The sequence below is a fragment of the Enterobacter cloacae complex sp. 2015409 genome (assembly GCF_041365315.1).
GTDB classification, from domain to species: Bacteria; Pseudomonadota; Gammaproteobacteria; order Enterobacterales; family Enterobacteriaceae; genus Enterobacter; species Enterobacter pseudoroggenkampii.
The window spans coordinates 57,498-75,643 of record NZ_JBFTVM010000001.1 but is presented as its reverse complement, the minus strand read 5'-3'; the positions used below and the strand labels follow the sequence as shown (position 1 = coordinate 75,643).

Genomic DNA, 18,146 nt, shown 5'->3' with positions numbered 1-18,146 from the left:
ACAGGAGCCGTTTAGTATACTACAACCGCCGGGTAATTAACGCGTGATCGCGTACAGCGTGCCGTCTTTTGCCTGAATCAGCAGCTTGCCATCGGCCACAACCGGATCGGTCAGGAAACCAGAGCTGTCGACTTTTTGCTGTGCAACAAAGCGGCCGTTATCCGGATCGATCCAGTGCATATACCCTTCGCTGTCGCCCACAACCAGGCTACCGTTGTACAGCGCTGGCGAGGTCAGCAGACGGTGCAGCAGGTCGCTTTGCGTCCACAGCGTTACGCCGCCTTCGGTGCTCAGAGCCAGCAGACGGTCGTTCTGGTCAACCATATAGATACGGTTACCCTCAACGATGAAATCGTTCACAGAGCCCAGCTCACGTTTCCACATGATCTGGCCGCTGCGCAGATCCAGCGCGGTCAGGTTGCCGTTATAGGCCAGCGCGTAAACCACACCGTTAACGATGACCGGCGTTGTGTCTACGTCGCTCAGACGGTCAATTTCCGTTGAGCCAGTGGCCTGAGAGATACGCTGCTGCCAGATCATCTGGCCCTGCTGCATCAGCACTGCGCTCACGCGACCGTTGTCACCGCCCACAATGGCAGCGCCAAATGCGGTAGCCGGAGCGGATTCGCCGCGCAGAGAGAGTGCTGGCATATCCAGGTTAACGGTCCATTTCACCAGACCGTCCGCTTCGTTCAGCGCCTGCAGCTGGCCGTTGCTGGTATGAATCAGCACCAGGCCGTCGCTCACCACCGGGCGAGACAGGGATTCACCCGCTACGGTTGTTTGCCAGGCAATGGAGCCGTCGCTGCTGTTCAGGGCATAAACCTGCGCTTTTTCGCTGCCCACGTAGACGTGGCCACCGGCAACGGTCAGGCCGCCAGACAGCAGTGCAGGCTTACGGGAGAACCAGCCGTCTTTTTCCGCCAGGTTAACGGACCACACTTCTTTTCCGTCATCGGCGTTCACCGCTTTCACGGTACCTTTGCGGTCAGCGGCATAGACAACGCTGTCTGCATAGGCCGGATGAAGGTTGGAATAGAAATCACCAATCCCACTGCCCACGGAGACATCCCACGCGGTGGATGGGGTAAACTGGTTTTCAACCGTCGGCAGTGGGGACATTTTCACAACGTCTTCTTCGCCACTGAACAGTGAACAACCACTCAATAACGTAACAGAAAGCAGTCCTGGCAGAAGTAATTTACGCAATTGCATCGGGTCCCTCTCAGACGGACAAATTATTTATTTTCATCTGCATCATTTCGCTCAGCGCAGGTGAAGCGTTGCTCTCTACGCCAGCTTGCCACGCTTTACGCGCGCCCGCTTTGTCACCTTTGCTCAGCAGTGCTTCACCGCGCAGATCGGCAACGATGGCAGCAAAACCTTCGCCTTTGATGGTATCGAGCGTTTTCAGCGCATCGTCAGCTTTCTTCTGCTGAACCTGAATACGTGCCAGGCGCAGATTGATCACCGCTTTCAGGTTATCATCGCTGGCCGCAGCAAGGCTCTGAGAGAGCTGAGCAGCGGCTTTATCCAGTTCGTTCTTATCAACGTACTGCTGAGCCACTTCCAGCGCAGCCAGTGCACCGTAGGTGTTTTTGTTGTCAGCCGCAAATTTCTCTGCCGCCGTCAGCGTTTGCGGCTGATCGGCACGAATTGCGCTCACGGTATTTTCATAGGACAGGGACGCGCCGCGCGCAGAATCTGCCTGATGATTGTTCCAGTAACGCCAGCCCACCAGCGCACCGACACCTAAAATAACCCCAACAACCAGCGCTTTGCCGTTTTCAACAAAGAAGCGTTTAATCGCGTCGACCTGATCGTGTTCGTTCTCGTAAATTTCCACGCAGTCCTTCTCCTTAGCCCAATAGAGTGCGCAAGTGCGCCGCAACGCCGTCCTGCGTTACCGTTGTCTGCTCACCAGAGCGCAGGTCCTTCACCACCACTTCGCCGTTAGCCACTTCGGACTCGCCCAGCACCAGTGCAATACTTGCGCCCCACTTATCGGCACGAGCAAACTGTTTTTTGAAGTTGCCGCCGCCATGGTTGGTCATCAGCTTAACGCCCGGCAGCGCATCGCGCACGCGTTCGGCAAGCTGCATCGCCGCAGACTGCGTTTCCGCGCCTGAGGCCACCAGGTATATATCGACAACGGATTCTGCTTTAAATTCCGGATTAACTGCCTGAACCAGCAAAACAAGTCGTTCAAGGCCCATAGCAAAGCCCACAGCAGGCGCTGCGCGACCACCAAGTTGCTCAACCAGACCGTCATAACGGCCGCCCGCGCATACGGTGCCCTGAGAGCCGAGGCTGCTGGTCACCCACTCAAACACGGTACGGTTGTAGTAGTCCAGTCCGCGCACCAGGCGCTGATTCACGGTATAGGCGATGCCTGCCGCTTCCAGCAGCTTGCACAGGCCCGCGAAGTGTTCGCGAGATTCTTCATCCAGGTAGTCGCCAAGCGCAGGCGCATCGTTCAGCAGTGCCTGAACATCCGCGTTTTTGGAATCCAGAACACGCAGCGGGTTGCTGTACATGCGACGCTTGCAGTCTTCGTCCAGCTTCTCTTTATGCTGCTCCAGGAACGCAACCAGCGCATCTCGGTAGTTAGCGCGAGCTTCCAGAGAACCAATAGAGTTCAGTTCAAGGGAAACGTGATCGGCGATACCGAGCGCACGCCACCAGCGGGCGGTCAGCATAATCAGTTCGGCGTCGATGTCCGGGCCCTGCAGACCAAAGACTTCCACACCCAGCTGATTGAACTGGCGATAACGACCTTTCTGAGGACGTTCGTGGCGGAACATCGGGCCGATATACCACAGGCGCTGCTCCTGATTGTACAGAAGACCATGTTCGATGCCGGCGCGTACGCAGCCCGCCGTACCTTCCGGACGCAGGGTCAGGCTGTCGCCGTTGCGGTCCTCAAAGGTGTACATCTCTTTTTCAACCACGTCGGTGACTTCACCAATCGCGCGTTTGAATAACGGGGTCTGCTCTACAATCGGCAAACGGATTTCGCTGTAACCGTAGCTGCCGAGCACCTGCTTCAGTGTGCCTTCAATGCGCTGCCAGATGGCGGTTTCGCCAGGCAGATAATCGTTCATGCCGCGGATGGCTTGAATGTTTTTTGCCACGTTTATTCTCTTTCTATATACAAAAAAAACCCAAAGAATGGGTTCAATCATACATGGGAAGCGGCACGCTTCCCATCACGTTATTTTTCAACCTGCTGAACGCTGATACGCTGTGTTTCGTCCATCATGGCGGCTTTGGCGCGGATGCGGGCTTCAAGCTGGTCGATCATGTCGCTATTATCCAGACGATCTTTACGAACGCCATCTTCATAGAGACCACTTTTCTTGTTACCGCCGGTTACGCCCAGGGTTGACACCAGCGCTTCACCCGGACCGTTTACCACACAGCCGATGATGGAAACGTCCATCGGGGTGATAATGTCTTCAAGACGTTGCTCAAGGGCATTCACCGTCCCGATCACATCAAACTCCTGACGTGAACAGGTTGGGCAGGCAATGAAGTTGATCCCACGCGCGCGAATACGAAGTGATTTCAGAATATCGAAACCGACCTTGATCTCTTCGACCGGATCGGCCGCCAGCGAGACGCGCAGGGTGTCACCGATCCCTTCAGAGAGCAGCAGCCCCAGACCGATCGCGGATTTTACAGAGCCGCTGCGCAGGCCGCCCGCTTCGGTGATCCCGAGGTGCAGAGGCTGGTCGATCTGCTTTGCCAGCAGGCGGTAAGATTCTACGGCAAGGAACACGTCGGACGCTTTTACGCTGACTTTGAACTGATCGAAGTTGAGACGATCGAGATGATCGACGTGGCGCATCGCGGATTCGAGCAGCGCCTGCGGCGTAGGCTCACCGTATTTTTCCTGCAGATCTTTTTCCAGTGAACCGGCGTTAACGCCAATACGGATAGGAATATTTTTATCCCGGGCGCAGTCCACGACCATGCGGATACGCTCTTCGTTACCGATGTTGCCCGGGTTAATACGCAGGCAATCGACGCCGTATTCGGCCACTTTCAGTGCGATGCGGTAGTCGAAGTGGATATCAGCCACCAGCGGAACGCTGACCTGCTGTTTGATCAGTTTGAACGCCTCAGCGGCATCCATGGTTGGGACGGAGACGCGAACAATGTCCGCGCCTACACGTTCTAATGCTTTGATTTGATTGACCGTCGCTTCCACATCGGTGGTGCGCGTGTTGGTCATCGACTGAACGGCGATAGGTGCCCCATCGCCGATTGGCACATTCCCAACGTAAATCCGTTTCGATTTTCTACGTTGAATCGGAGCCTGGTTATGCATGAAAAATCTCCCGCGTTGCCCGTCTGTTACTGTGCTGCTGATTGTTCGGCATTAACGGTAAGACGTGCAACCTGGTTAGTTCTGATAAAGCGGCTCAGGTCGACAGGTTTTCCTTGATACTGGATCTGTACCGCTGCCGGAGCGCCGATTTTAAGTTTATAAGGAGCCTGGCCGGTTAGGTTTAACGTGCCATCTTTGCGCTGCAGGCCGCTGAACAGTTTTTTACCTGTCGCGTCAGTTACTTCCAGCCAGCAGTCGGCGCTGAAGTTCATCACCAGCGCGTTGGGATCGGCTGCTGTCGCCGTACCCGCCGGGCTGGTTGGCAGAGTCGCTGCGCTATTGTCTGCAGGCTGGGTAGCCGCAGGCGCGTTCGCCGCCGTATCAACATTCGCCTGAGAAGGGGCAACAACCGCGTTTTGATCCTGAGCCTGCGGCGCAGCGGTGTTAGCCGTTGCTGCCGGGGTCTGTGCTGCACCGGTCGCCGACGCGTCTGGCACTGCGGTCTGTGGCTCGCTGGAGGACGCTGCGCCGTCGGTATTCAGCGGCACGTTCTGGCCGTTCTCACTTCCGGCCTGGTTGAGTTCGGCGGAGGATTGATCGGCCATGGTGGTGATCTCTTCCTGCTGCGCCTTGTGGTTTTGCCACCACCATGCACCGGTCAGACCGATGACCACAAACAGCACCAGCCAGGTAAAGCTCATCAGCCAGCCATCACGTTTTTTACGACGTTTCCCCAGGGAGAAGGTCTGCATCGGCGCAACTTTTGCTGCACGGACCGGCGCCTGCTTCTCCATCATTGGCAGTAATTCGTTTTCGGGGATGTGCACCAGTTTTGCGTAAGAGCGGATATAACCGCGCAAGAACGTTGAAGCCAGATCGGCAGGCGCCTTATCTTCTTCAATATCGCGAACCGTGGAAACCTTCAGGCACAAGCGTTCCGCAACGGCTTGCTGGCTGAGTCCGAGTTGTTCACGGGCGTTGCGAAGACGAACGCCAGTGGAGAGTGCTTCATGTTGGTCGTGAGTGGCTTCAGTATTCATTCGCTACAACTACTGGTACGTGAAAAATAAGGGTTCAGGCGCCGGTGAGTCACAATGCCACCCGCACCGCGAAACTTCTGGTCAGTTAACCTTGAACAGAGAGTATAAGACTGTCAGCCCGGAGATGACAGTACAGCCCTGCCCGTACGGCTAAACTGTTGTTACGTCGTTACATACTGCCCGAAAGTCGAATGAAACGCACCGTAATTATTGATCAGTCATCACGAATCTGACTGATTATTCAGTAAGGTTATGCTTCACGGCGCAGATAATGCGCCGCGAGTGCATAATAATCAAACAGCTTTAACCGCGATCGTCTCGCCCTGCATGCGTTTACGCAGGGTACGTTTAGTACGGTCAATGACATCACCTGCCAGCTGTCCGCATGCGGCATCAATGTCATCACCACGGGTTTTACGCACGATGGTGGTGAAACCATACTCCATCAGCACCTTGGAGAAACGGTCGATACGGCTGTTCGAGCTACGGCCATACGGCGCGCCCGGGAACGGGTTCCATGGGATCAGGTTGATTTTGCACGGCGTATCTTTCAGCAGTTCAGCCAGCTGATGCGCATGTTCGGTGCCGTCGTTGACGTGATCCAGCATCACGTACTCGATGGTCACGCGGCCCTGGTTGGCGTTGGATTTCTCCAGGTAGCGACGTACGGCAGCGAGGAAGGTTTCGATATTGTACTTTTTGTTGATCGGCACAATTTCGTCACGAATTTCATCGTTTGGCGCGTGCAGGGAGATCGCCAGCGCAACGTCAATCATGTCGCCAAGCTTGTCCAGCGCAGGCACAACGCCTGAGGTAGACAGCGTGACGCGACGCTTGGACAGACCAAAGCCAAAGTCATCCAGCATAATTTCCATCGCCGGAACGACGTTGGTCAGGTTCAGCAGCGGCTCACCCATCCCCATCATCACCACGTTGGTGATAGGACGCGTGCCGGTCACTTTTGCCGCGCCCACGATTTTCGCGGCACGCCAGACCTGGCCGATAATTTCTGACACGCGCAGGTTACGGTTAAAGCCTTGCTGCGCGGTTGAGCAGAATTTGCACTCCAGCGCACAGCCAACCTGAGAGGAGACGCACAGCGTGGCGCGGTCTTCTTCCGGGATGTAGACGGTTTCAACGCGCTGATCGCCGACCGCAATCGCCCATTTGATGGTGCCATCCGCGGAGCGCTGCTCTTCCACCACTTCCGGTGCACGGATTTCAGCCACTTCTTTGAGCTTATTGCGCAGGACCTTGTTGATGTCAGTCATGTCATCAAAATTGTCGCTGCAGTAATGGTACATCCACTTCATGACCTGATCGGCACGAAACGGCTTTTCGCCCATCTCTTTAAAGAACTCGCGCATCTGCTGACGGTTCAGATCCAGCAGGTTGATTTTTCCATTTTTATTGGGAACCGCAGGAATGGCGACTTCGGAGGTATTCACTAGTTCAGACATAATATTTTCCGGCCTCGTTGTTACACGTTATGGCCCATGGAGGGTTGAATAGAAACGCCCCGGAAAGCGGTCTGCTCGTCCGGGGCGTTGCATTGTACAAAGTCTGGCGCAGGGATGCCACGTCTGGACGCGGCATTTACGAAAATAATGTGTAAACGAAACCGTTAAATTAACGGGTACGTGGACACACTTCGCCTTCTGCAAAGAAGAAAGCGATTTCGCGTGCAGCAGATTCAACAGAGTCAGAACCGTGGGTGCCGTTCTCGGTGAAGCTGTCAGCGTAGTCAGCGCGCAGAGTACCGGCCAGCGCGTTGTCCGGGTTGGTTGCGCCCAGCAGGTCGCGGTGACGCTGTACTGCGTTTTCGCCTTCCAGCACGGATACCACGATTGGACCGGAGGTCATGAACTCCACCAGGCCGTCAAAGAATGGGCGACCTTCGTGCTCAGCGTAGAAGCCGCGAGCCTGCTCAACGGTCAGGTGCAGCATTTTGGTGCCAACAATTTTGAACCCTGCAGATTCAAAGCGAGCGAAGATGCTGCCAATAACGTTTTTTGCCACCGCGTTTGGTTTGATGATGGAAAAAGTACGTTCAATAGCCATGATAACCTCTGTCAATGTTCTGTTGTTTTGCATACCTGAGTATGGTGTGGCGCGGATTATAATGAGCAATAGCGCCATTGCCTATGGATTCAGGTAACATTTTTTTAAAATAAGACGAGTTTTAGCAACAGCTCACATCTGAAAGCTATTTTCAGATCACTGCAGCGTAAAATTCACCGTCGCGACCTGCCCGGTCTCATCCATAACGAGTAACTGATAATCACCCGACTTATCAAGCTGTAATGTGTAAACCCTTCCCTTCACACTCAGCGGTTCACCGTTCAAAAACCACCAGCGCTCACCGCTGTTGCCGGTCGCCTGAAGCGGCAACGAAACGCGGGATTCACCCGGCAGACGTTTGATAACGGCCCCTTCGCGTACGCCTGTCAGGATGAGTGGCGCAGGTGAGTCCTGCAACAGCGGAGGACAGGTTGTTGATGAAGGCGGGATCCGTACCGCGCGACGCTCGGTTGCGGGCAGCCACGGTTCCAGCGGCAGCGGCCAGACATCCAGGACTTTTTCAGTTGCATCAGGGCAATCTGCCGCCACACGTTTACCCGTTTTATCCAGCCAGACCGGGAAACGAATGCCGCGTATGCCTTCCTGCTCCGGCAACAGCAGCGTGGGCGGTTCACTGCCTTCCAGCAGCCAGGTCGACAGGCGACGTCGACAGTTTTCACTGCCTTCCGGCAGCGGCTGGCCACCCGGCCAGCAGATCACGCCCCGCCCGACGCTCTCCGGACGCGGGTCGCGAGGCAGGCGGGCTTCGTCTACCGTTGAGCGCGACTGAAGCAGGTTATTGACCTGGTTTAACAGCGGAACCGCGCTGGCAAACCCAAACTGTCCCGCCACGGGCGTGCCGTCCGGTCGTCCGGTCCAGATGCCGATCACGTAGCGGGCATTCAGACCGATGGCCCAGGCATCACGGTAGCCGTAGCTGGTACCGGTTTTCCACGCCAGCGGCGCAACCTGCGGTAGTGCATTATCCGGTAGCGGCTGCGCTTCATTGGCCAGAATACGGCGAATAATCCACGCCGAGCCCGGTGATAACAGCGGACGTTCAGTCAGCGGATCGCCCGGCTGCAGGCGCAGCCGTCCCGCCTTACCGTGTCGGGCAAAGGCACTGTAGGCAGCGGCGATATCTGCCAGCCGCGCGCCTGCCCCACCGAGGATCAGGGAGAGATTCGGCTGTGCCCCCGCGGGCAGGATCAGCGGCAAACCCGCGTTACTGAGCATACCGGCAAATCGTTTTGGTCCGTAGGCTTCCAGCACCTGTACCGCGGGCAGGTTGAGGGAGCGCACCAGCGCTTCACTCATGCTGACCGGCCCGTGGAACCCGCTGTCAAAATTCCCTGGGCGATAATCACTGGTTTTTCTGGGAACGTCCTGAAGCAGCGAGGCGGGATGGATCAGGCCATCGTCCAACGCCATACCGTAGATAAAGGGCTTCAACACCGATCCCGGGGAGCGGATCGCATTGACCATATCCACGTGGCTAAAACGACTGTCATCGTTAATATCCACCGATCCGACCCAGCCGCGCACTTTCATATCGGTATGATCGACCACGATCATCGCCAGCGAGCTGCGTGCCGGCAGGCGGGATTTCCAGTTCATCGCCAGCTCTTCCAGCTGCCGCTGTAGCCCGGCATCCAGCGTGGTGACAATTTTCGTGTCGCGGCTTTTGCCGAGCATCATGCGCGCAAAGAGCGGCGCCAGCTGCGGCATCTGCCGGGGCGCCAGCCATACCGATTCTTCCCGTGATTCTTTGACCTGCTTCGCGGACCAGACGCCCTGCGTCGCCATGCGGTCGAGCACTTTATTGCGCGCCGCTTCGGCCCGTTCAGGCCAGCGATCCGGGCGTAAACGACTGGGTGCCTGCGGCAGCACCGCCAGCAGCGCCGCGTCGGAATAGCTGAGCTGCGACGGCGGCTTGCCCAGATACGTCCAGCTTGCCGCCCCGACGCCCTGCAGCGTACCGCCAAACGGCGCGCGGTTGAGATAGAGCGTCAGGATGTCGCGTTTAGAGAGGTGCCACTCCAGCTGCATCGCCCGCCAGAGCTGGCGAATTTTGCCGCCAAAGGTGCGCGGATGCGGGTCCAGCAGGCGTGCCACCTGCATGGTCAGCGTACTGCCGCCAGAGACGACTTTGCCAGAACTGAGATCCTGCCAGGCGGCGCGCAGGACAGAGAGCGGGTTTACGCCGGGGTGATCCCAGAACCAGCGATCTTCGTACTGGATCAGCGCCTCAAGATAACGGGGAGAGACCTCTTCGATCGTAACCGGGTAGCGCCAGATCCCGTCGCTGTCCGCAAAGCGCCACAGCGGCGTGCCCTTCTCATCCACCACGACCCGGGCGGGGTTAACCTCTTTCAGCGGTAACGGCCACAGGCGGTCGGCGGCGACAATCAGCCCCCATAAAACGAGAAGCGCTCCCGCCAGCCACAGCCAGCGGGAGCGTGTCAAACGTGCCATTCGCATATTACGGAACAACAATCAGCGGGCCACTGGCCGCCCCCATTGCCCGCCACTGCGGCACATACATAGACTCGACCATCGGAACCGGCACCTGGTAGGTTCCTGGCGTCACGGCACGGGCCAGATAGACCAGCGTGACCGGCTGACCTTCGTTTACCGGCACGGCAGCCACAAAGCGGTCATCGCGGAATTCCATATGCTGAATATCCGCCTGCTGCATCTGGCTGAGCAGGTTCTGCACTTCGCTACCGCTGTCCTGCAGGCTGGCGCTGCTGCTTGCCAGGTTCTGGTTTTCCAGCTCCAGACCCGCAGGGAGGAGATCCACCACCAGCGCGTCCGGCACGTTCTGGCTGGCTTTAACTTCCAGCCACACCAGCACCAGTTCGCCGCTCTTCAGGGAAGAGAGCGATTTACTGCTGCCATCGGTTGCCAGGATATGACGTTCAACCTGCAGCACGTTCGAGCTCGGCTGAGGGGCATAGTCAGGGTAACCGGTGCTGTCCAGACGCACCCACAGCGGTGTCGTTCCGGTATTGGTGACCTGCAGCGCGCCAAGCTCGTCGCCGTTCACGTTTTGCACCAGTGACTTATCGCCGCCTGATGCTGTCTCAGACAGAGAGGTTTTCGCCTGCCACGTACCGGACAAGGTTTGCAGCGAACGTCCTGCCAGGAACAGCGCGTTGCTCTCCTGCGTTGACAGCCAGCGCTGGCTGAAGGCCTGTTCAGACAGGGCATTCAGCAGCGTATTTTGCGCATCCGGCAGCAGCTTGTACTCCTCGAGAAGAGAGAGCATCAGCGCGTTATCGCGAAGCTGGCTGCCATAATCGGCCATCCAGTTTTTGCTGTCGTTACGCGGCGTTTTAAGTGCCAGGTCCAGCGCCTGCTGGCTGCGCGGCGCATCGCCCATCAGTTTGAGCGCCATGCCCAGCTGCATCAGCGGCAGACCGGAAGCCGCCAGTCCGTGACGATCCCAGATTTCACGCAGCGCGCCCAGCGGCGCTTTTTGCTGGCGTGCCAGTACCAGTGCGGCATAGGCCTGCACAGCGAACTTGCTGGCCTGAGTATCGTCGCTATAGCGAATGGACATCATGCCCGGGTCCTGCAGATAGCGCAGCAGGCGGCTATTGGCGTTATTCACTGCATCTGCAGGCACGCTGTAACCCTGCTCGCCCGCGCGCACCAGGAAGTCGGTCACGTAGGCCGTCAGCCAGTACTCTTCCGGACCGTTTTTATCCCACAGCGCGAACCCGCCGTCTTCACGCTGCATCTGCAGCAGACGGGAGATGCCAATATCAATCGCTGCACGGCGCTTGTCATCGGTGTCGCCCTTGATGCCAAGTGCAGTAAGCTGCGCCGCGTTGGTGTAGAGCGACGGGAACAGTCCGCTGGTGGTTTGCTCCAGGCATCCGTACGGGTAGGCCTGCAGTTCACGAATATAGCGCGCCAGGTTGAGCGGTGGTTTGCCGCTCAGCAACAGTTGCCCCTGCAGGGTGGCAGGAGAGAAACCGTTGCTATGCTGCGCCGGTGCGGTCCAGGATTCGCCGGGGTTCAGCATGGCACCGGTATTCACCGTCTGCGCCGGGAACGCCGGACGCACGCCGATTTTCCAGCTCTTTTGCTGCGGTGCGAAAGTCTCGCCCGGAAGCTGCAGACCGGTCACCTGCGCGGTCACTTCACCGTCACCATAACCGTCCAGTGCGCGCACGGGAATAAACAGCGTGCTGCGCGCCCCTGGTGGCAACTGAACCGGCTGCGGCTGCGCGCCTTCCAGCACCAGTTTGCCGGTAGAGGTCAGGGCAACGTTCAGCGTTTGCGGCTTGTCGGTCAGGTTGGTGATATCCAGCGTCAGCCGCGAGGTATCTCCGCTTGCCAGGAAGCGCGGGGTATTCAGCTCGGTAATGACCGGCGCGGCCACAATAACCTTGCTTTCACTGCTGCCGAAATCGTCTTCCGTCCAGGCCTGCGCCATCAGACGCAGCTCGCCGTTGAAATCACCAATCGGCAGCGTAATCGTGCCTTCCCCGTTGGCATCCAGCGTGACCGGCTGTGCCTGCTGGGCAATGATGGTGACGTGGTTCACCGGCGGTTTTCCGCCGCGCTTCAGCTCATCACCGTCACCACCAAAGCGCAGCGCGGCCAGGCGGCCCTGCCCTTCAATGACCTGGCCGTAGATATCGTAAATATCCGCGCCGTAGCGCTTCTGACCAAAGAAAGCCTGCCACGGATCCGGCGTGACGTAATCGGTAATGTTCAGCACGCCGCTGTCCACCGCCGAGACCAGAACGTTCACCTTCTGCGGCACGGCCCCCTCTTTCACGCTGGCTTTCACCTTCACCGAGAGCGTCTGGTTTGGACGCATCTTCTGCGGGTTATCAAGCGCAATATTCAGGCGGCGATTTTCGTCGCCCATCGGCAGATGAAGCAGGCCAACCGCGCGCTTCGGCGTGGCGGATTTGGATTTATCCCCAGGCCGTACCACCAGCGTACTCAGGTAGAGATCGTGACGTTTCCAGGCCTTGTCGACCGGGATAGCGAGATCCAGCCCATTTACCGGTACGTCGATCTCTTTCCACCACAGCGGCCCTTCGCTGGACTCGATCATCGCATAGCCCTTGCCTGCGGCTGGCGCGGCAATGTGCAGGTTGATGGTGTCGCCCGGCTGATAGGCTGGCTTATCCAGCTTCAGCGTCACGCGGTCAGGGCGCGCAGCCCCGGTGCCGTCGCTGTTATCCTGCCAGCTATACCCTGCCCAGAAGCGCACGCTGCTGACCATCTCATCAGGCGCTTTCACCTCCAGACGGTATGAACCCCACTCCACCGGGAAGGTGACTTTACCCGTCTCGTCGGCCTTGAGCGTCAGCTCCTGCTCGCCTTCGACCAGGTCTTTCTGATCGAACTGAGACTGCCAGCCTTCGCTCTCAGACCAGTTCCAGAAGTAGTCACGGCGCTCGCGGATCAGGCGAACCTGCAAACCAGACACCGCTTTTTTCGCGCCGCTGGCATCGGCGTAAACGATATCGAAGCTGGCGTTGCCGTTCTCGTCAACAATCGGCTGGTTGACGGTGGTATCGGTGCGGTAGTCGTAAACGGCTTTACTGGCGAACTGAGGGCGAATACCCGGCAGCTCAGCCGCCGGCCAGATGGCCTGCTCAGCGCGACGCGTTACCGGACGGCCGCCGGACTCCAGCAGGCTGGCCTGCAGAATCAGCTGCAGCGGAGAGTGCACTTCTTTCCACTGGCTTTCGGTAGAAACCTGTCCACGCCCCTGCTCATCCAGCGTAAGCTGCACCTCATCCAGGCTGCGGCTCAGGTTCTCCTCGGCGATATCGCCAAACTGGAAGCCCGGCAGCGCTGCCACCGCGTCACGCAGCGGACGCAGGAAGAGCTGGCCCTGCAGAGAATTACCGTTGGCCGGAGCGCCATACAGGTAATAGCCCACCACGTTAAAGTCCACGTTATCCTGCGGTGAAACCGGCGTTTTTTGTCCGCTCAGTTTGAGCGCCATGCGCTCTGGCATGAAGTCTTCGACGTGGAAGTCCCACAGGCGCTGCAGGTTATCGCCGGTGTTGGCGCGGATATGCCACATACCGGTCTGCGCCCCGCTGTCCAGCGGATAGTTAAAGCGATAGAGACCGTTCTCTGGCTTGACGACAATCGTACGGGCGACCTGTCCATCCGGACGCAGCACGTCGAGCTTCACAGGCTGATCCGGAAGTGGCTTACCGTCACTATCGCGCAGCAGGCCGTTGAGGATCACCGTTTCACCCGGGCGGTAGAGATCGCGTGGGCCAAACATGAAGAACTGCTTGCTATAGCCCGGGCTCCCTGCGATATCAAACTCCGCCAGATCAAGAGCCGGCAGCTTGAGATCGAGCAGCGTGGTCTGACCATCTTTACTGGCCAGGATCAGCGCGGCCTCTTTGTCGGTCTCAAGCTTTGCGTGGCCATCGCCGTCGCTTTTCGCTTCGGCAAGCGTCTGCCCTTTATCGTTCAACAGGGTGACGGTGACGCCGGACTGCGCCGCACCGTTTTCCAGGCTCTGGGTGAAGATGTCCAGGCGATTATGATAACGGTGAGCGGACAAGCCGATATCGCTCAGGGTAAAGAGCGTCGCGGCGTTGCTGTAGTTGTAGTGCCCGGCCTGGTTCATGACCGCGATATAAACGCCAGACTGCTGGAGAGGTTTAATATCCTTCAGAGGCAGCAGCAATTTTTCGCGCGTATTGCGCGCCGGATTAAGATCGAATCGACCGGTGTAAACCAGCTCCGCCATCTTCAGCAGGTTATCGGACTCCCAGTTGGTCAGCGAGTTGCGGTACTCCCACTGGCTGACAAGTGAGGCCAGCGATTCAGGCTTCACGCGGTAAAAGTTGACGTCAACATTGTTGACGTTGAGCGCCATCACCGGCAGACCGTCCACCACCTTACCCGGCAGCAGTGAGCCGCGGCTGGCAAAACCAACGGTGGGTTCAACGTCCCGGGTGGTCAGGGCTTTCTCATAATCAATGCCGAACGTCGCCTTGTTCAACGCCTGCAGGCCCCGTTCAACGGTGACGACCAGGTTGCGGTTGGGCTCAAGATGGCGCAGGCGAAGCTCTTTCAGGTTAGGCGCCAGCTCCCACGCCCCGTCAACCTTGCCGCTTTTCTTATCCACGACGTGCACGGTTTTCGCGAAATCCTGATCGGGATTCAGCGGAACAGAAAAGGTCAGCACCAGCGTGGCGGCACCGTCGAGCTGAACTTCAGAGGCATCCAGCAGGGTCAGCGCTTTTCCCTGGCTCTGGGCGGCGAGCTTAGCCAGCGTTTCAGCATTTGGCTTTTCCGCGGCTTTCGGTGTGGATGCGGTGGATGCCGCGGGAGCCGCAGCCTGAGATTTATCGTCGCTGTTATCACAGCCGACAAGCGTAAACGTGGTAAGCAGCGCGAGAGAGAGCGCGGCTAAGCGAAACGGTTTCATCCTTTGTCCCTGGCCCATGGAGCCTGTTGGTCGTCGTCCGGATAAGTATTATCCGCAAGTTTCATTAATTCAAAAAGTCCAATTTTAGAATCTGGAAAGCGCCTCGCAGAATGGCAACACGCCGCTACGCCGTGATGGAACCGCGATCACAGCACATAACGTCACATGTAACCTTTTACGTCATTTGTTTTTAAAACAAGAAGATAGCTGGATAAGCGCGCCTGAAGACTGCTAGTTTTATGACCATGACGCACCCCGAGTGCGCGGTTCAATAAGAGAGAAAGCCATGAAACGAGCCGTGAACGCCCTACAAAATTTCGGAAAATCATTGTACGGACCGGTACTTATCTTACCGATCGTCGGTCTGTTCATTGCCTTTGGTAACGTGCTGGGTAACGGTAATCTCGCGGAGTATCTGCCGTTTCTTGGCCATCCCCTGATTCAGCATATTGGTCAGCTTATCGCGAAATCTGCCGTGTCGGTGCTGGTGAACCTGGCGCTGGTGTTTGCGGTAGGGATCCCGATTGGTCTGGCGACGCGTGATAAAGGCTATGCCGCGCTGATTGGTCTGGTGACCTTTGTCGTATTCATCAACGCCATGAACGTCACGCTGCAGCTGCAGGGCGCGCTGGCGCCAGCTGCTCAGATGAAAGCGGCCGGACAAACCATGGTGCTGGGCGTGCAGGTGCTGGAGATGGGCGTTTTTGCCGGGATCCTGACCGGTGCGCTCTCCGGCTATCTGTACAACAAATACTCCGGCGTACAGTTTAACGGCGCGATGGCGATTTACTCCGGCCACTGTTTTGTCGCCATTGTGATGCTTCCGGTCTCCATGCTGCTCGGCGTAGTGATGAGCGAACTGTGGCCGTTTGCCCAGCAAGGTATTAGCGCCCTGGCGCTGGCCATCAAAGGTTCCGGACCGTTTGGCGTGGCCATCTACGGCTTCCTGGAACGCATTCTGGTCCCCACTGGCCTGCACCATCTGGTCTATACCCCGTTCCTCTATACCGAACTCGGGGGCACGCAGGAGGTCTGCGGCACGGTGTATCAGGGCGCGCGCAATATCTATTTTGCCGAAATGGCCTGCCCGCAGGTGAAGCAGCTCAGCAGCACCGTGGTGTGGGACGCCCGCGGCATCAGCAAGATGTTTGGCCTGCCCGCCGCGGCGCTGGCGATGTATATGACTGCCAGGCCAGAGCGTAAAGCGGCGGCCAAAGCGATTCTGATCCCGGCGGCGCTGACCTCGCTGCTGGTCGGCGTCACCGAGCCGATTGAATTCTCCTTCCTGTTCGTCGCCCCGCTGCTGTTCGTGGTGCACGCGGTGCTGACCGGCATCGGCATGATGCTGTTCTCCCTGCTGGGCGTTCACGCCATCGGCGCCAACGGGATTATCGACTTCATCCTCTACAACCTGCCGCTCGGCACGGAGAAGTCCAACTGGCCGATGTACATCCTGGTCGGGCTGATCATGTTCGCCCTCTACTTCGTGGTGTTCCGCTTCCTGATCCTGCGCTTCAACATGAAAACGCCGGGCCGTGAAGATGAGGACCAGGAGACGCGCCTCTACAGCAAGCAGGAGTACCAGGCGAAGGGCAATAACGACGGTCTGGGCGAGTCCATCGTGGTGGGGCTGGGCGGCCGGGAAAATATTGAAGTGGTGGACAACTGCTACACCCGCTTACGCGTCACGGTAAAGGACGTCGCCATTATCGACGAGCCGCGTCTGAAGACGACCGGCGCGAAAGGGATTATCAAACAAGGTAACAACGTTCAGGTGGTCTATGGGCTGCACGTCAAAAAAATGCGAGAAGCCGTTGAGACGTTTCTCTGAAAGGAGCTAAAGATGTTTACACCCCCATTCATTCTGTCGATTGCCGGCGGCGGCAGCACCTACACGCCGGGCATTGTGAAAAGCCTGATGGTGCGCCTCCAGGATTTCCCGCTGGCCGAAATTCGCCTGTACGATATCGACGAGGCGCGTCAGAACACCATTGCGCCCGTCGTCGAGAAGGTCATTCGCGACCACAGTCAGCACATCAAATTTACCGTCACCAGCGACCCGGAAGTGGCCTTCAGCGGCGCCCATTTCGTCTTTGCCCAGATGCGCGTCGGTCAGTATAAGATGCGCGAGCAGGATGAGAAGATCCCGCTGCGTCACGGCGTGGTGGGCCAGGAAACGTGCGGCCCCGGCGGGCTGGCCTACGGCCTGCGCACGATCCTGCCGATGGTGGAGCTTATCGATCTGGTCGATCGCTACGCGCATGAAAAAGCCTGGATCGTGAACTACTCCAACCCGGCGGCGATCGTCGCGGAGGGCGTGCGCCGTCTGCGGCCAAATGCGCGGGTGCTGAACATCTGCGATATGCCGGTGGCCGCCATGCGCAATATGGGGGCGATTCTGGGTGTCGATCGCCGCAGGCTGGAAGTGGACTACTTCGGCCTGAACCACTTCGGCTGGTTTACCCGCGTGCTGGTGGACGGCGAAGACAAGCTCCCGGCGCTGCGTAAGCATATCGCTAAGTTTGGCCTGCTGACGGAAGATGCGGCTAAAACCGATCCGCAGCATTCTGACCCCTCCTGGGTGAAAACCTGGCGCAACATCAAGCCGATCATGGACAATTTCCCCGAGTATCTGCCGAACCCGTATCTGCAGTATTACCTGATGCCGAACCAGATTGTGGCGCACCAGAACCCGGACTATACCCGCGCTAATGAAGTGATGGACGGGCGCGAGAAAAAGCTGTTCGCCGCCGCTGAAGAATATCAACGCACCGGAATTTTACCGGATGCCTTCCATGTGGGCGTCCACGGCGAGTTTATCGTCGATGTGGCCTGCTCGCTGGCCTTTAACCTGCGAAGCCGCCATCTGGTGATGGTGGAAAACCGCGGGGCGATTACCAACCTGCCGTACGATGCGGTGGTGGAAGTTCCCGCTTATATCACCTCCGAGGGCCCGGAACCGATCCGCATCGGTCAGGTGCCGCTATTCCATCAGACCCTTTTGCAACAGCAGCTCGCCTCTGAACAGCTGCTGGTGGAGGCGACTATCGAAGGCAGCTATGAGAAAGCCTTGCAGGCGTTTACCCTCAACCGCACCGTGCCGACCATGGAACATGCAAAAGCCATTCTGGATGAGATGATTGAGGCCAACCGCGACTACTGGCCAGCGCTGCAAAAAGCCTGGCAGGACGGCGAACCGGTGAAAAAATAGGGGCTTGCTCGCGAGTTGAACGTGGTTTGCTTGTCGGTGTCAGAAAAAACACCGACAATCCTTTTT

The 18,146-nt window shown here is 57.9% G+C and carries 11 protein-coding genes; 2 read left to right on the top strand and 9 right to left on the bottom strand.

Annotated elements, in window-relative coordinates; genetic code table 11:
- Positions 1–36: 36 nt before the first annotated feature.
- The 9 genes from bamB to ACDO57_RS00305 all read right to left on the bottom strand — a co-directional run bounded on the left by bamB (position 37) and on the right by ACDO57_RS00305 (position 14,869).
- Positions 37–1,215 carry an outer membrane protein assembly factor BamB gene (bamB, locus tag ACDO57_RS00345; RefSeq protein ID WP_024908654.1) on the bottom strand — a complete coding sequence of 393 codons (1,179 nt, stop codon included), beginning with the start codon at positions 1,213–1,215 and terminating at the stop codon, positions 37–39.
- Between the two features lie 10 nt (positions 1,216–1,225).
- Positions 1,226–1,846: a YfgM family protein gene (locus tag ACDO57_RS00340; RefSeq protein ID WP_024908653.1), complete on the bottom strand. Its 621-nt coding sequence runs from the start codon at positions 1,844–1,846 to the stop codon at positions 1,226–1,228.
- A 13-nt stretch (positions 1,847–1,859) separates the two neighbouring features.
- Entirely contained in the window at positions 1,860–3,134 is a 1,275-nt protein-coding gene (gene hisS / locus ACDO57_RS00335) for a histidine--tRNA ligase (RefSeq protein WP_023333028.1), read from the bottom strand.
- 80 nt (positions 3,135–3,214) lie between these two features.
- Positions 3,215–4,333 (bottom strand): flavodoxin-dependent (E)-4-hydroxy-3-methylbut-2-enyl-diphosphate synthase, encoded by a 1,119-nt coding sequence (gene ispG / locus ACDO57_RS00330; protein WP_023308814.1) that lies wholly within the window; start codon positions 4,331–4,333, stop codon positions 3,215–3,217.
- A 26-nt stretch (positions 4,334–4,359) separates the two neighbouring features.
- Positions 4,360–5,373, bottom strand: a complete 1,014-nt coding sequence (gene rodZ, locus ACDO57_RS00325) for a cytoskeleton protein RodZ (RefSeq protein ID WP_370883384.1) — start codon at positions 5,371–5,373, stop codon at positions 4,360–4,362.
- Between the two features lie 293 nt (positions 5,374–5,666).
- The gene (locus ACDO57_RS00320; protein WP_014171168.1) at positions 5,667–6,833 is read right to left on the bottom strand and encodes a bifunctional tRNA (adenosine(37)-C2)-methyltransferase TrmG/ribosomal RNA large subunit methyltransferase RlmN; all 1,167 of its coding nucleotides are present in this window, start codon (positions 6,831–6,833) and stop codon (positions 5,667–5,669) included.
- A 169-nt stretch (positions 6,834–7,002) separates the two neighbouring features.
- Positions 7,003–7,434, bottom strand: coding sequence for a nucleoside-diphosphate kinase (gene ndk / locus ACDO57_RS00315; protein WP_003860625.1), 432 nt, complete (start codon positions 7,432–7,434; stop codon positions 7,003–7,005).
- Positions 7,435–7,590: 156 nt separating this feature from the next.
- Entirely contained in the window at positions 7,591–9,915 is a 2,325-nt protein-coding gene (pbpC, locus tag ACDO57_RS00310; protein ID WP_370883383.1) for a peptidoglycan glycosyltransferase PbpC, read from the bottom strand.
- 1 nt (position 9,916) lies between these two features.
- The gene (locus tag ACDO57_RS00305) at positions 9,917–14,869 is read right to left on the bottom strand and encodes an alpha-2-macroglobulin (protein ID WP_370883382.1); all 4,953 of its coding nucleotides are present in this window, start codon (positions 14,867–14,869) and stop codon (positions 9,917–9,919) included.
- A gap of 286 nt (positions 14,870–15,155) precedes the next feature.
- Here ACDO57_RS00305 and ACDO57_RS00300 point away from each other — a divergent pair, with 286 nt between their 5' ends.
- Both ACDO57_RS00300 and ACDO57_RS00295 read left to right on the top strand, forming a co-directional pair.
- Positions 15,156–16,700, top strand: coding sequence for a PTS transporter subunit EIIC (locus tag ACDO57_RS00300; protein ID WP_370883381.1), 1,545 nt, complete (start codon positions 15,156–15,158; stop codon positions 16,698–16,700).
- A 12-nt stretch (positions 16,701–16,712) separates the two neighbouring features.
- Entirely contained in the window at positions 16,713–18,080 is a 1,368-nt protein-coding gene (locus tag ACDO57_RS00295; RefSeq protein ID WP_167211940.1) for a 6-phospho-alpha-glucosidase, read from the top strand.
- Positions 18,081–18,146 lie beyond the last annotated feature (66 nt).

Coding starts and splice junctions, on each gene's coding strand:
- bamB (WP_024908654.1), bottom strand. CDS start 1,215: ATGCAATTGCGTAAATTACTTCTGCCAGGACTGCTTTCTGTTACGTTA.
- ispG (WP_023308814.1), bottom strand. CDS start 4,333: ATGCATAACCAGGCTCCGATTCAACGTAGAAAATCGAAACGGATTTAC.
- rodZ (WP_370883384.1), bottom strand. CDS start 5,373: ATGAATACTGAAGCCACTCACGACCAACATGAAGCACTCTCCACTGGC.
- ACDO57_RS00320 (WP_014171168.1), bottom strand. CDS start 6,833: ATGTCTGAACTAGTGAATACCTCCGAAGTCGCCATTCCTGCGGTTCCC.
- ndk (WP_003860625.1), bottom strand. CDS start 7,434: ATGGCTATTGAACGTACTTTTTCCATCATCAAACCAAACGCGGTGGCA.
- pbpC (WP_370883383.1), bottom strand. CDS start 9,915: ATGCGAATGGCACGTTTGACACGCTCCCGCTGGCTGTGGCTGGCGGGA.
- ACDO57_RS00305 (WP_370883382.1), bottom strand. CDS start 14,869: ATGAAACCGTTTCGCTTAGCCGCGCTCTCTCTCGCGCTGCTTACCACG.
- ACDO57_RS00300 (WP_370883381.1), top strand. CDS start 15,156: ATGAAACGAGCCGTGAACGCCCTACAAAATTTCGGAAAATCATTGTAC.
- ACDO57_RS00295 (WP_167211940.1), top strand. CDS start 16,713: ATGTTTACACCCCCATTCATTCTGTCGATTGCCGGCGGCGGCAGCACC.